This is a genomic window from Sphingorhabdus sp., assembly GCF_044354325.1.
Classification (GTDB): Bacteria; Pseudomonadota; Alphaproteobacteria; order Sphingomonadales; family Sphingomonadaceae; genus Sphingorhabdus_B.
In genome coordinates, this window is record NZ_JBILAF010000054.1 from 1 (window position 1) to 13,296 (window position 13,296).

The following is a 13,296-nucleotide window of genomic DNA, read 5'->3' on the forward strand; positions in this document are numbered from 1 at the left end:
AACAAAAAAGGGAGGGTTGCCCCTCCCTTTAGATACCCAAAAGGGCAAGATTTCGTAAACTTAAAGCTGACCGAGCATATATTCGGCGGAGCTGACATTGAAGTCACCGGGGGCTTCAACATTCACATGCTCAACGACGCCGTCATTGACAACGAGCGAGAAACGCTGACCGCGCTTGCCCATGCCAAATGCCGAACCGTCCATCTCAAGGCCAAGTGCAGCGGCGAAATCGCCATTGCCATCTGCCAACATGGTGATCGCGTCTGATCCGCCAGACTTGTTCCATGCGCCAAGGACGAAGGCGTCGTTCACGGCGGTGCAGGCGATTTCATCAATGCCCTTGGCGGCAAGCTCACCGGACTTTTCAACAAAGCCGGGAAGGTGGCGCGCAGAGCAGGTCGGCGTGAATGCGCCGGGAACCGAAAACAGCGCCACGCGGCGGCCAGCGAAATATTCTGCGGACTGGACAGGCTGCGGGCCTTCGGCAGTCGCTTTTACCAACTTAACGTCAGGGATTTTGTCGCCAACGGAGATGCTCATATTTGGATTCCTTTTAAAAGTGGGGTTGGTTGCATATTCCGGGACCCGCTCGGGCAAGTCAAGTAGCGGTTCCTCTTCAGTCGTAAATTGCGTTCCTCAAATCACGAAATAGCCATCTGCATTGCCATATAAAGCAATCTTTATATTTGATTTCGTTGAAAGCTGCAGCTAAGGGCAGGGCGTCAAAAACCTCCCGGAGACCAAGCCTGTGGCTTTCAACGATTATGTCATTGCCGATATTAATGAGGCCGATTTCGGTCGCAAAGAAATAAACATTGCCGAGACCGAAATGCCCGGCCTTATGGCGCTGCGCGAAGAATTCGGCGCCTCGCAGCCATTGAAGGGCGCGCGGATTGTTGGTTCGCTGCACATGACCATTCAGACCGCGGTTCTAATCGAGACGCTGACAGCGCTTGGCGCAGATGTCCGTTGGGCAACATGCAACATTTTCTCGACACAAGATCACGCCGCTGCGGCAATCGCCGCGCAAAACATTCCGGTTTTCGCGATTAAGGGCGAGAGCCTTGCCGATTATTGGGATTATGTCGGTCGCATCTTCGATTGGGGTGACGAAACCACGGCCAACATCATCCTCGACGACGGCGGCGACGCAACGATGTTCGCGCTTTGGGGTGCAAAGCTTGAGCGCGGCGAAACCTTTGGCGATCCTGAAAATGAAGAAGAAGTTGAATTTCAGCGCGCGCTGAAGGCATTTGTTGCCAAGAAGCCTGGTTATCTGACGGAAACCGTCAAGAACTTGAAGGGCGTATCGGAAGAAACCACGACAGGGGTGCATCGCCTTTATGAAATCGCGAAGAAGGGCGAACTGCCATTCCCTGCGATCAACGTAAACGACAGCGTTACCAAGTCGAAGTTCGACAATCTTTATGGCTGTAAGGAATCGCTGGTTGACGCCATCCGCCGTGCCACCGACGTCATGTTGGCTGGTAAGGTCGCATGTGTTGCTGGCTTTGGTGATGTCGGAAAGGGTTCCGCCCAGTCGCTCCGCAATGGTGGCGCACGCGTTATGGTCACTGAAGTTGACCCGATCTGCGCATTGCAGGCCGCGATGGAAGGTTTTGAAGTCGTCACGATGGAAGAGGCCGTTCAGCGCGCAGATATTTTCTGCACCGCAACGGGTAACGCCGACGTCATCACGGCCGAGCATATGATGAACATGAAGCCCATGAGCATCGTGTGCAACATCGGTCACTTTGACAGTGAAATTCAGATTTCCGCTTTGTCAAATTACAATTGGAATGAAGTTAAGCCCGGCACGGATCTTGTTGAATTCCCAGACGGCAAGCAGATCATCGTTCTTGCAAAGGGCCGCTTGGTCAACCTCGGCTGTGCAACTGGACACCCAAGCTTTGTGATGTCGGCAAGCTTCACCAATCAGGTGCTCGCGCAAATCGAGCTTTGGACCAACGGTGCAAATTATAAGAACCAGGTCTATGTTTTGCCAAAGCATCTCGACGAGAAGGTCGCGACGCTTCACCTCGAAAAGCTTGGCGTTAAGCTGACCAAGCTGACCGAAAAGCAAGCGAATTATATCGGCGTATCGACCGAAGGTCCGTTCAAGCCAGACCATTATCGTTATTAAATCGACGTCTTTCGAGACCGAACAAACGCCCGCTGCGGAAACGTGGCGGGCTTTTTTCGTTGCGCGGCGCAAGCATTTGGGCATTAGCTTGTTCTGGGTAAATTAAAGGGCTTCATGACGATGACAGGCACTGGCCTGCCAATTGCACTGATCGGGGTATTAATGGCGCTGTGGCTGGTAGGAGCCATAGTCGCTATCTGGATCGGGCTGTCCTTGCGCAATGAATCGCGCAAAATTTTAGGTCAGACGTCGCGGCTACGAAGGCTGCTTGAAACCGCTCCGGCATTTCCGGTCGTGGTGAGGAGCGATGGACGAATTGAGGCACCAGACCGTTTTTCGAGATTGCTTGGCCTGACAACCCCAGCGACAACGTTTTCGGACTTGGGCGGTCATGATGATGCTGGCCTTGCCATAGATGATGTGGCGGCACTTGAGGCAAAAGTGCACGAGACCCAGCGTACGGGAAAATCCTTTGTCCTTGCGTTGGCGATTAAAGGTTCCGAACGGCGTTTGACCGTCGTCGGAAATATCGCCGATGTTGCTGCCTATCCCAATGGCACAGCTTTGTTATGGTTTTTCGATACCACTGATAGTTTGCGCGAGCTTGAGAAGCGGACGCAGGAATCGGAAGAGGCCCGCACCGCATTTGCGGCACTGGCTGGCCTAATCGAAGCCGCACCTCTTCCGATGTGGCATCGACGCCCGGATATGCGCCTACACTTCGTCAACCATGCATATGTTGATGCGGTTGGCGCAACGGATGGCCTTCAAGTGGTTGAAGAGGGAATCGAACTGCTTGAGCCTGAAAAGGGTAAGAGTCCCGCTGATTGGGCAGCTGAAGCTGCATCTGCGGACGCCCAGCGCGAGCGGATTGTTTCGGCCACGTTAAACGGTGAACGGCGCCAGTTGCGCGTGTTTGATATTCCCTTGGGTCAATCGGGCGTTGCAGGGCTGGCAATCGATGTTCAGGATTTGATTGATGCCAGGTCTGAGGTGCGCGCACTTTCGGAAGCACAGCGTGACCTTTTGAACATGATGTCCGCTGGTGTTGCCCAGTTTGACGCGCGCCATGGGTTGAGCTTTGCAAATTTGCCCTTCCAAAGCCTGTTCACTTTCCGGGATCAATGGTTGTCTGAAAAACCGGAATTCGCGCGCGTGCTGGACCGGATGCGCGAAAACGGAAAGGTGCCAGAGGTCCGGGACTTTCCAGCCTGGCGTCAGGAACGTGAAGATTGGTTTAGATCGTCCGATCCCGCTGAAGAAAACTGGCTGTTGCCGGACGGAACGCATTTGCGGGTGCTCGCGCAGCCAATCCCGGACGGCGGCCTGTTGATGATTTTTGAAGACCGCACGGAACAGGCGCAACTGGCCAGCGCGCGGGACATATTGCTGCGCGTGCGGACTGCGACCTTTGACAATTTGTTCGAAGCGATTGCGGTGTTTTCGGCGGATGGCCGGCTGAGCATCTGGAACCGCTTATTTGCCGAAACATGGGAACTGAACGACGACTTGCTGCTTCAACATCCGCGGCTGGATGAACTATTGCCCTCGCTCGCCCGGCATTTGCAAAAGCCATCGCAGATTAGCATCTTGGATGAACTGATCCGGACGACGTCGTCAAACCGCGAACGGCACAAGAGCAAAGCGGTCTTCGCCGACGGACGTATGTTCCAGATTGCGACGATACCGCTACCCGACGGCAATACGCTGTTCACGATGTTGGATATGTCGAACAACCTTAAAATCGAGCAAGCACTGCGTGACCGGAATAGCGCATTGCAGGAGGCTGATGCGATTAAGGGTAAATTCCTTGCAAATATGAGTTATGAATTCCGCTCGCCACTTACGTCCATCAGCGGATTTGCAGACTTGCTAAAGGCAGGCATTGCTGGCGAACTTAGCGATCAGGCGAAGGAATATGTGGATGCCATTTTGCAATCTGCAGACCGTTTGTCCGACCAGATCAACACTGTTCTGGATTATAGCCAGATTGAAGCCGGCGCGTTGCCGCTTGCGCTCGAACAAGCCGATGTTCCAACATTGGTCGCGCAAATTGTGGACAACAAAGCGGAGATGGCACAGGCGGCTGAGGTCGATTTGCAAGTCGATTTGGATAATGGTGCTGGAGAGATGGCGCTTGATCCGAAACGGATTACGCAAGCGGTCGGCCAAGTTTTGGACAATGCGATCCGGTATAGCAATAGTGGTGGGCAGGTTTTAATGCTTGCACGTTGGCAAGGCGATGCCCTTGAACTCGTTGTGTCAGACAATGGACCGGGTATGCGTGAGGCAGACGTCCTGCGCGTCTCGTCGTACAATGCGGTTCCAAAGAACGCCGATAGCAACGGTTCAATCACGCAGGGTTTGGGCTTGCCTTTGGCGCGTCAAATTATTGAATCGCATGGTGGGACGTTGCAACTGCATTCTGCGCCGGGCGAAGGTACGACCGTTATCATGGTGTTGCCGCGGCCATGATCATTGCGACCGATTTGGATATGCGTGAATATGGTCGCGAGCTGGCGAAGATATTGTCGCCATCAGATTGGGTCGCGATCAACGGGCCGCTGGGCGCTGGAAAGACCGTATTGTGCGCTGGCATATTGGCAGGCCTTGGCTTTGAAGGCGAAGTGGCGAGCCCATCCTACGCCATCGTGCATAGCTACGAACCGCCCGAGGTTTTGGTTGCCGTTGCCCATGTCGATTTGTATCGCTTGGACAATATCGACGACTTGGACGAATTAGGGCTCATCGCGGAACGCAGCGATCGCGTCACGCTGGTGGAGTGGGCTGAACGCTTCGGCGGCGGCTATGTGCGGCCCAGCCATGTAATCGATATCGTACCGCAAGCGGACGGCAGCAGAATTTTGACTTTGAAAATGGATAATGATGACACCCGTAACTGATATGGTTCTGCCCGCTGGACTGGACGAATTTTTAACGCGCCATGGCTGGACTGATGCGCAAATATCTCCGGTGGCGGGCGATGCGTCTTTCCGCCGCTATTTCCGCGTGAATTCGGCTACGCGAGGCAAGGCTATATTGATGGACGCGCCGCCACCACATGAGGACCCGCAGCCTTTTCTCGACATTGCCCAATATTTGACGGGGCATCAATTTCGTGCACCAGAGATTTACGGCACGGACTTGACGCGTGGGCTGGTATTGCTGGAGGATTTTGGCGACCGCAGGATGCGCGAGCATCTTGATGATCACCCAGAGGATGAGGCCGAGATATACCGGGCCGCTATTGATACGATCGTACGATTGGCAGCCACCCCTGCAGCGCATGCGCAACCCTATGCCATGGCGACCTATCTGCGCGAAGTGCAGTTGCTCACCGAATGGTACATGCCGGCGATGGGGCTTTCCTGCGACGCGAACGCATTTGACCAGATGTGGGTTGATGCGCTGGCTCCATTGGCATCTTGTCAGGATGTAACTGTCTTGCGGGATTACCATGCCGAAAACATCATGCTGCTTGATGATGGGGAACAAGGCATCATTGATTTTCAAGATGCGCTGGTGGGGCATCCAGCCTATGATCTGGTATCGTTGTTGCAAGACGCGCGGCGCGATGTCCGCCCAGAGCTTGAGGCAGACATGCTGGCTTATTATCTGACGGCGGCCAATCCGGGACCTGACTTTGACGCGCATTATGCGTTGCTGGGTGCGCAGCGGAATACCAAGATTATCGGCATATTTACGCGGCTGTGGAAGCGCGATGGCAAGGAGAGATATTTGTCCTTCCTGCCACGCATGTGGGGCTTGCTGGAGCGCGATTTGGCGCACCCGGCACTTGCGAACGTCAAGCAATGGTTCGATACCCATATTCCCCCTGAAATGCGTCGCCTTAGCCCATTAGACATTACGCATGGTTAAGCATGTGAACACCGCAATGATCATGGCGGCGGGTAAGGGGACGCGGATGATGCCGCTCACCGCTGACCGCCCAAAGCCATTGGTTGAGGTCGGCGGCGTTGCCTTGCTGGATCATGTTCTGGATCATTTGCGTGATGCCGGCGTTAGCAAGATTGTCGTCAATGCACATTATCGCGCCGACCAGATTGAAGCGCATCTTTCCGCCCATGCGACGGATTTTGACGTGTCGATATCCGATGAACGCGATTTGCTGCGCGATACAGGCGGCGGGTTGGTTCAGGCATTGCCGATGATTTCGGACGATCCGTTTATCTGCGTGAATGCGGACAATTGGTGGGCCAACGACGGAGAGAATGCGATCTCGCGCCTGATGGCGCATTGGGATGCTGCACGCATGGATGTGCTGATGTTGCTCGTCCCGCTGGCGACAGCATATAACAGCCAGGGCATTGGTGACTTTAACATGGATGCAGATGGCCGCCTGTCGCGTCGCGTGGGTGACGCGCCTGCGCCTTATGTCTGGACAGGTATTCAGCTGCTTTCGAAGAAGCTGATTGTTGACCCACCGTCTGACGTTTTTTCGACCAACGTCTTTTGGGATCGTGCCATTGCAGAGGGACGGTGCATGGGGTTGGTGCACGAAGGAATGTGGTTTGATGTAGGTTACCCCGCGGCAATAACTGCCACGGAAGAACGTTTGGGGCTGCATGGCGTCGGATAACACCATGGCGCAGCGCGTGCGCGTTTTCAATGTCCCGCTCGGCAACGACTTGTGCGACGTAACTGCGCAGTGGATATTGCAGACATCGGGGCAGGACCCGCTCACGGTTAGCAGCACAATATTGCTGTTACCCAATAACCGCGCCATCAAGGCGATGACAGAGGCGTTCGTCCGGCAGGCCGCACCGGGTTTGCTTTTGCCGCGCATGGTGGCGATTGGCGATATGCAACTTGATGAGGCATTGGGGCCTTTGCTCGATCCCATTGCGTCAGAAGACATTATTTGGCCCGTTATTGGATCGTTTGACCGGCTGATGCTGTTGGCGCGCTTGGCGCAGGAACATCGGCCGCAAGGTACGTTTTTGTCGTCCGCTGAGGCTTTGCGTTTGGCGCGCAAACTGGCCGAGCTGATTGATGAACTTGAAGTCGATTTGGTCGATTTCGACGCTTTGTCCGACATAGCAATCGAGGCTGATCTCGCCGGCCATTGGCAACGTGCTTATGGCCAGCTTTTGACGATCTTGCCCGCCTATCGCTCCGAACTTGCTGCGCGAGAATTGATGGGCCCTGCGGAGCGCCGAAATAAGCTTCTGGCCGGTTTGGAGCGGCGTCTGGCTGAACGCAGTTTTGACATGCCTATCATTGCGGTTGGCATAACTACATCAGCCAAAGCGGTCGCAAAATTGCTGCGCCGTGTTGCCCTTATTCCAAATGGGCATGTCATTTTGCCCGGTGTCGACCTCGACTTAGCTAAGGATCGCTGGGACAGTCTGTCTGCCGCGGTTGAACCCGATAATCTGCCAACGCGCCGCCGGAATTTTGAGGTGCATCCCCAATTCCACCTGAAACATTTGCTCGACCTTATGGGGATCGATCGTAGCGAAATCGATGTCTTGCCAACGGCACGCGTCGAACGCGTAGCCGACACCATTTCGGAAATTTTCTGCCTGCCTGAACATAGCGTCGGTTGGCAAGAACTCGCACCTGCGCGCAAGGCGCTATCACATACACAATGGTTTGAGGCTGATGACAGCGCGCTGGAAGCAAAGGCCGTTGCGGTGCGCATTCGCGGTGAATTGGAACAGGCCGAAAAGCGGATCGCACTCATCACGCCTGACCGTGAGCTCGCGGTCCGCGTTGCGGCGCAGTTGCGTCGTTGGGACATATATGTCGACGACAGTGCGGGTATACCGCTTTTGCAAACGGCAAATGGCTCGCTGGCGCTCGCGTTGGTTGACGCGATTTCGGGGCGGTTTTCCGGCGCGTCGCTATTGGCTATTGCCAAGCACCCGCTGGTGTTTGCAGGGCCCGACAGGCTCGATTGGCTCGACAAGGTGCGGCTGTTAGATCTCGAATTGCGGGGAACCGCCAACGGTGTTGGGCTGGGTGCCATTACGCGGCGGTTGGAAAATGCCCGTAAAGTGAAGCCAGAGCTGCTTGAATGGTGGCAGGGCTTTGTTCAAATCCTTGCACCGCTCGAAAATGTCGACGGGCAACCGTTCAGTTTCATCATCGATGCACTGCGCGACGTTGCGACGAATTTGACCGATGGCGCTGTGTGGCGCGGAGCAAGTGGCCGCGAACTTGGGCGGATGTGGGAAGAAGTCAGCGGAGGCGACCTGTCCATGCTTGGCCGTATCGATGCCACGGGCCTGGCGGCGACGTTTAACGAAATATTCTCCTGCGCTGTGGTGCGTCCACCATATGGCGGGCATCCGCGCGTTGCCATTTACGGTCTATTGGAAGCACGATTGCAGCAGGCGGACCTCATCATCTGTTCTGGGTTGAATGAGGGGACATGGCCGCAAATAGCGCAGCCGGATCCTTGGCTCGCACCCGCCATCCGGCGGCATTTGAAACTGCCAACCTTGGACCGGAATATCGGATTGTCGGCGCATGATCTTGCGACCGCATTGGGTGGTCGCGAAGTGTTGTTAACGCGCGCGCGCCGTGACCGTGGCGGACCAACCGTTGCCTCGCGCTTTCTGCTGCGGATAAAGGCGCTGACGGCGGACGCGCTGGAGCAAGACCAACAGTCGCTTGCGCTTGCAGCGCAGCTGGATGAACCCGCCCATAAGGTTCCGTTTGAAAGCCGGCCATTGCCGCGTCCCTCGGCGCAGCAGCGATTGGTTAGCCTGTCCGTCACCGATTTTGACCAGCTAAAGTCCGACCCCTATTCATTTTACGCAAAACGCATTCTTGGCCTTCGTGTGCTGGAAAAGGTCGATGCCGAACCCAGCTTCGCATGGCGCGGATCGTTGGTGCATGATTTGTTGGAACAGTGGTTCAAACAAGACGATTGCGCCGTCGATAAGCTCGTGCAGCGCGTGGACGACTTGCTGGCACAAGAGGCAACGGATCCGTTGTTACGTGCATTGTGGCAACCGCGTATTGCCGCTGGTCTGCGCTGGGTGGCCGAAGAAACCAAAAAGCAGATGCATGACCATGGGCGCGTTGTCGCGGTGGCCGAACAACCCGGCAAGGTCGACATCATGGGCATAACCGTGAACGGACGCGTTGACCGGATCGATAGACTTGCGGACGGAAGTCTGGTGATCGTTGACTACAAAACCGGCATGCCACCATCGACCAAGCAAGTGAATGCGGGCTTTGCCCTCCAGCTTGGCCTCATCGGCTATATGGCCGAGCAGATGGCGATCAAAGGTGTGGTGGGCCACGCGACTAAGTTTGAATATTGGAGCTTGGCGAAAAACAAAGACAAGTTCGGACATATCGCAGTCCCGACGACCACGCGGACCAACGATAAAAAGCCTCTAAGCACCGAGTTTGTGGCCTTTGCCGTCGCGCAAGCGGAAGAGGCTATCGCGCAATGGATTTTGGGCGACGCGCCCTTCACCGCAAAGCTGCATCCCGAATTTGCGCATTATGGTGACTATGACCAATTGATGCGGTTGCAGGAATGGAATGGCAGGCAGTCGATTTCGGAGGAGCAGGCATGACCTCTAAATCATCGACGCTGAAGCCACTGATTCCGGCGCAGCGCAGCGCCGTCATCCCCGGTGATAACATCTGGCTTAGCGCCTCTGCAGGAACCGGCAAAACGCAGGTTTTAACCGCGCGTGTGATCCGGTTGCTGTTGGAAAGCGACGTCGAACCTGAAAATCTGTTGTGCATTACCTTTACCAAGGCGGGTGCGTCCGAAATGGCGGACCGAATTAATGAGCTTTTGGCGTCTTGGGTGCAGCGCGAAGATGGGGCACTGTTTCATGACCTTGAAGCCATTGGCGCGAACGCGGGACCAGATGCCCGAAAACGCGCACGTCAGCTTTTTGCAAAGGTGCTGGACGCGCCCGGTGGCGGCTTACAAATACTGACCATCCACAGTTTCTGCCAGTCGTTGCTGGGCAGCTTCCCCGAAGAAGCCGGATTGGTTCCGGGATTTAAACCGATTGAAGGACGCGAGCAGCAAGAATTGTTGCGCGAGGCATTGGTAAATCTCGTGCTGGAAGCCGAAGCGCGCGGCGACACGAAAATGGTCACGGACCTGCAGGAACTTTCCCTGAATATGGGGGAGGACGGTGCGCTGCGGTTCCTGCATCGGGCGGCGGCATCGCCGGATGTGATGACCCTGATCCCCAATGATGCCGGCGCGGTGGTCTGGGCACGGCGACTGGCAGGTGTCCATTTCGACGGCCCAGTTGAGGATATGCTGGAAGACGCCTTTGCCGACGCGCGCATTCCACGCGCGACATTGCAGGCGGTCATCGATGCCAACCTTTTGTGGGGCAAGAACAAGGCAGATAGCCGCGGGGGCAAGCGTGCGGCAGTCCTTCAGGATTGGCTATCGCGAACACCGACCGAACGCGCGGCGCTCTTGCCCGATCTGCATCGCTGTTGGTCAACGGCCAAGGGTGATCCCCAGATTTCGACGATCGGGCATACGCCGACGACGGAGGTCTATGCCGAACACGCGCTCGAAATGTTCAACTGGACCAACCAACTATTGGGCGAAGTGACACGTGCGCAATATGCCGACCGGCTGGCGCGGGCATTGTGCATCGGCAAGGAGTTTGCGGCGCAATATAGCCGCGCCAAACATGCCATCGGCGCGGTTGATTTTGACGATATGATACGGCGCACGGCCGAACTTTTGCAACATGGCCAAATGGCGCAATGGGTTCGGTTTAAGCTCGACAAGCAGATTGACCATATTTTGGTGGATGAGGCGCAGGACACCAACAAAGCGCAATGGGATATCATCAGTGCGCTGAGCGACGATTTTTACAGCGGCATGGGTGCCAATCCCGAAAAGAACCGCACGCTGTTTTCCGTCGGTGATTTCAAACAAGCGATATACGGTTTTCAGGGTACGGCCCCCGAACGATATGAAGAAGCGGGCCGCTATTTTGCCGAGCGCATTGACGCCGCCGGAAGCGAACTGAAACGGCTCACCTTGTCGCGCAGTTTCCGTTCGACCGCGCCGATACTCGATTTTGTCAACGCGGTGATCGACGAGTCTGGTTCTGCGGATTTTGGCATCAACGACATCATTGACCCGCATTACAGCGAAAAACCGGAAATCGGCATGGTTGAGCTTCTGCAGCCCATATCCGCAAAGCCGAACGCCGCGGACGACAGCGATGCGTCGGATGAGGAGGAAGACTGGTTCAGCGACGAAAAGCGCGCGCTGGCTGAACGATTGGCCGATCATGCGAAAGCCCTCATTGACGAGAAACCTTGGCTTGAAAGCCAGGGGCGTCATTTGGAGCCGGGTGATATCATGTTCCTGCTGCGCAGCCGCGGTGACATGGCGTCGCTGCTGGTTGCGCAATTGCACGAACGCAACGTCGCAGTCGCGGGCATCGACAGGCTGAAACTTTTGCAGCCGTTGGTGGTGCAAGACCTGCTGGCAGCAATCAAATTTGTGCTTCAACCGAATGACGACCTGAGCCTTGCATGCTTGCTCGTGTCGCCCATCATCGGGTGGACGCAGGAGCAGTTGCTGGCGCACGGCTATGTCGGTGATCGCGAAGGTAGCCTGTGGCAGCATATCCGCGTGAAGCCTGAACTTGCGGATGATCTTGCGCCATTGCGCGATATGCTGGCTGCGGCTGATTTCACGACCGTGTATCATTTCCTCGAACAGATTTTGTCCGGACCCATTGGCGCGCGGCGCAAATTTACCGCACGTTTGGGACGCGAGGTTTTGGTGCCTATCGAGGAAATGCTGAATTCGGCGCTTCAGTTCGAACAACAGTATGGCGGCGGCCTGCAAAAGTTCATCGCGTGGTTCGACCGCGGTGAAATTGAAATCAAACGCGAAAGTGGCAACAGCACCAAGGAAGTCCGCGTCATGACCGTCCATGGTGCCAAGGGCTTGCAAGCGCCCGTGGTCATTTTGGCGGATATTACGTCTGATCCCACAAAAAAGCCCGATCAGTCGGTTGAGCTGTTGATGGATGAGGGCCAACGCACGCCGTTGCTGCCCATTCGCAAAAGCGAGCAGTCGGGGCGCTTACAAGACATTGTCGAGATGCAGAAAACCCGCGAACTGCAGGAACATAAGCGGTTATTATATGTGGCCATCACGCGCGCGGAGGAGCGGCTGATAATGGCGGGGTCGCTGGGTATTAGCCGCAAGGGCGAGGCACCTGCCGAAAGCTGGTGCGCCGCGATTGAAAAAGGCATGACAGCGCTTGGCTGCAGTTGGGAAGACGATCCACGCTGGGGCAGGGTGATGCGCCATGTGGGCGCGGAAGGCGCGTCGATGGTGGCGCCGGTAACTTCTGTGGAAAAGCAATCGCCGACGGTACCTCGGCCAGCCAGCCCCGAATGGCTATTTGCGCCTGCGCCGATGGAGCAGCGCCCACCGCGTCCGTTGGTGCCATCGCGGCTTGACGATGACGATTATGGCGATGACCCTGCAAACGCAGCGATGCGCAAAGCCGCCAACCGTGGGAAGCTGATCCACGCTTTGTTCGAACGCATCACGGATAGCGAGTCGCTCAAAACTGCGGCGCAATGGTTAGCGGTTCAGGCACGAAATGACGATATCGACCCGGCCCAATTGTTGGCCGAAGTGAACGGAGTCATCAGCGATCCGGTCTGTGCGCCGTTATTCGGTCCGCTGGCACGCGCTGAGGTTCCGCTTGTGGCTGTTGTGGGCGAAACAGTGATCAATGGCCGTATTGACCGGCTGCTCGTCGAACCCGGAATGGTGCGCGCGGTCGATTTCAAAACGGGCCGAAGCATCCCCACCGATGCACATGGCGTCCCCGTTCCCCATTTACGCCAAATGGCGCATTATCGCGCGGCGCTGCAGACGATTTTCCCGGATTGCAAGATTGAGGTCGCTTTGCTGTTTACGCACGCACCCCGGTTTATCACGCTTTCGGACGAGATATTGGCGCCTCATTATCCTGCCTCTTGATGGCAGAACAAAAACTATCTGCCTTGGTCCTTGTCAGCATTTGGCTGTGGGCATACATGGGTGGCAACAAAGGAGATAAACATGGCTACCAAATCCGTAGGCGATAATGATTTCGCATCAGAAGTACTGGCATCGGGCAAACCCGTATTGGTCGATTTTTGGG

General features: G+C 55.8%; 8 protein-coding genes. 7 read left to right on the forward strand and 1 reads right to left on the reverse strand.

The genetic code is table 11. The features are described 5' to 3' along the window. Positions 1-60: 60 nt before the first annotated feature. Positions 61-540, reverse strand: coding sequence for a peroxiredoxin (locus ACIQ0G_RS06475; RefSeq protein WP_306063778.1), 480 nt, complete (start codon positions 538-540; stop codon positions 61-63). Between the two features lie 208 nt (positions 541-748). On the opposite strand from ACIQ0G_RS06475, the gene ahcY reads away from it, so the two are divergent. From ahcY to addA, 7 genes are all read left to right on the forward strand, one after another. Beyond that, on the forward strand, positions 749-2,143 hold the full coding sequence (gene ahcY / locus ACIQ0G_RS06480; RefSeq protein WP_397577199.1) for an adenosylhomocysteinase: 1,395 nt from the start codon (positions 749-751) through the stop codon (positions 2,141-2,143). Positions 2,144-2,257: 114 nt separating this feature from the next. Next, positions 2,258-4,618: a PAS-domain containing protein gene (locus tag ACIQ0G_RS06485; RefSeq protein ID WP_397577200.1), complete on the forward strand. Its 2,361-nt coding sequence runs from the start codon at positions 2,258-2,260 to the stop codon at positions 4,616-4,618. Beyond that, complete coding sequence (gene tsaE, locus ACIQ0G_RS06490; protein ID WP_397577201.1) at positions 4,615-5,046, forward strand: tRNA (adenosine(37)-N6)-threonylcarbamoyltransferase complex ATPase subunit type 1 TsaE; 432 nt, start codon at positions 4,615-4,617, stop codon at positions 5,044-5,046. The genes ACIQ0G_RS06485 and tsaE overlap by 4 nt, the downstream gene beginning before the upstream one ends. Position 5,047: 1 nt before the next feature. Then, positions 5,048-6,022, forward strand: a complete 975-nt coding sequence (locus ACIQ0G_RS06495) for an aminoglycoside phosphotransferase family protein (protein WP_397577205.1) — start codon at positions 5,048-5,050, stop codon at positions 6,020-6,022. Next, positions 6,015-6,743: a nucleotidyltransferase family protein gene (locus tag ACIQ0G_RS06500; RefSeq protein WP_397577202.1), complete on the forward strand. Its 729-nt coding sequence runs from the start codon at positions 6,015-6,017 to the stop codon at positions 6,741-6,743. The genes ACIQ0G_RS06495 and ACIQ0G_RS06500 overlap by 8 nt, the downstream gene beginning before the upstream one ends. Further along, entirely contained in the window at positions 6,730-9,702 is a 2,973-nt protein-coding gene (gene addB / locus ACIQ0G_RS06505) for a double-strand break repair protein AddB (RefSeq protein WP_397577203.1), read from the forward strand. Before ACIQ0G_RS06500 ends, addB begins: the two co-directional genes overlap by 14 nt. After that, on the forward strand, positions 9,699-13,133 hold the full coding sequence (addA, locus tag ACIQ0G_RS06510; protein ID WP_397577204.1) for a double-strand break repair helicase AddA: 3,435 nt from the start codon (positions 9,699-9,701) through the stop codon (positions 13,131-13,133). The genes addB and addA overlap by 4 nt, the downstream gene beginning before the upstream one ends. Positions 13,134-13,296 lie beyond the last annotated feature (163 nt).

Excerpts from the sequence above, each read along its gene's own strand:
- ACIQ0G_RS06475 (WP_306063778.1), bottom strand. The coding sequence starts at position 540 with ATGAGCATCTCCGTTGGCGACAAAATCCCTGACGTTAAGTTGGTAAAA.
- ACIQ0G_RS06485 (WP_397577200.1), top strand. The coding sequence starts at position 2,258 with ATGACGATGACAGGCACTGGCCTGCCAATTGCACTGATCGGGGTATTA.
- tsaE (WP_397577201.1), top strand. The coding sequence starts at position 4,615 with ATGATCATTGCGACCGATTTGGATATGCGTGAATATGGTCGCGAGCTG.
- ACIQ0G_RS06495 (WP_397577205.1), top strand. The coding sequence starts at position 5,048 with ATGGTTCTGCCCGCTGGACTGGACGAATTTTTAACGCGCCATGGCTGG.
- ACIQ0G_RS06500 (WP_397577202.1), top strand. The coding sequence starts at position 6,015 with ATGGTTAAGCATGTGAACACCGCAATGATCATGGCGGCGGGTAAGGGG.
- addB (WP_397577203.1), top strand. The coding sequence starts at position 6,730 with ATGGCGTCGGATAACACCATGGCGCAGCGCGTGCGCGTTTTCAATGTC.
- addA (WP_397577204.1), top strand. The coding sequence starts at position 9,699 with ATGACCTCTAAATCATCGACGCTGAAGCCACTGATTCCGGCGCAGCGC.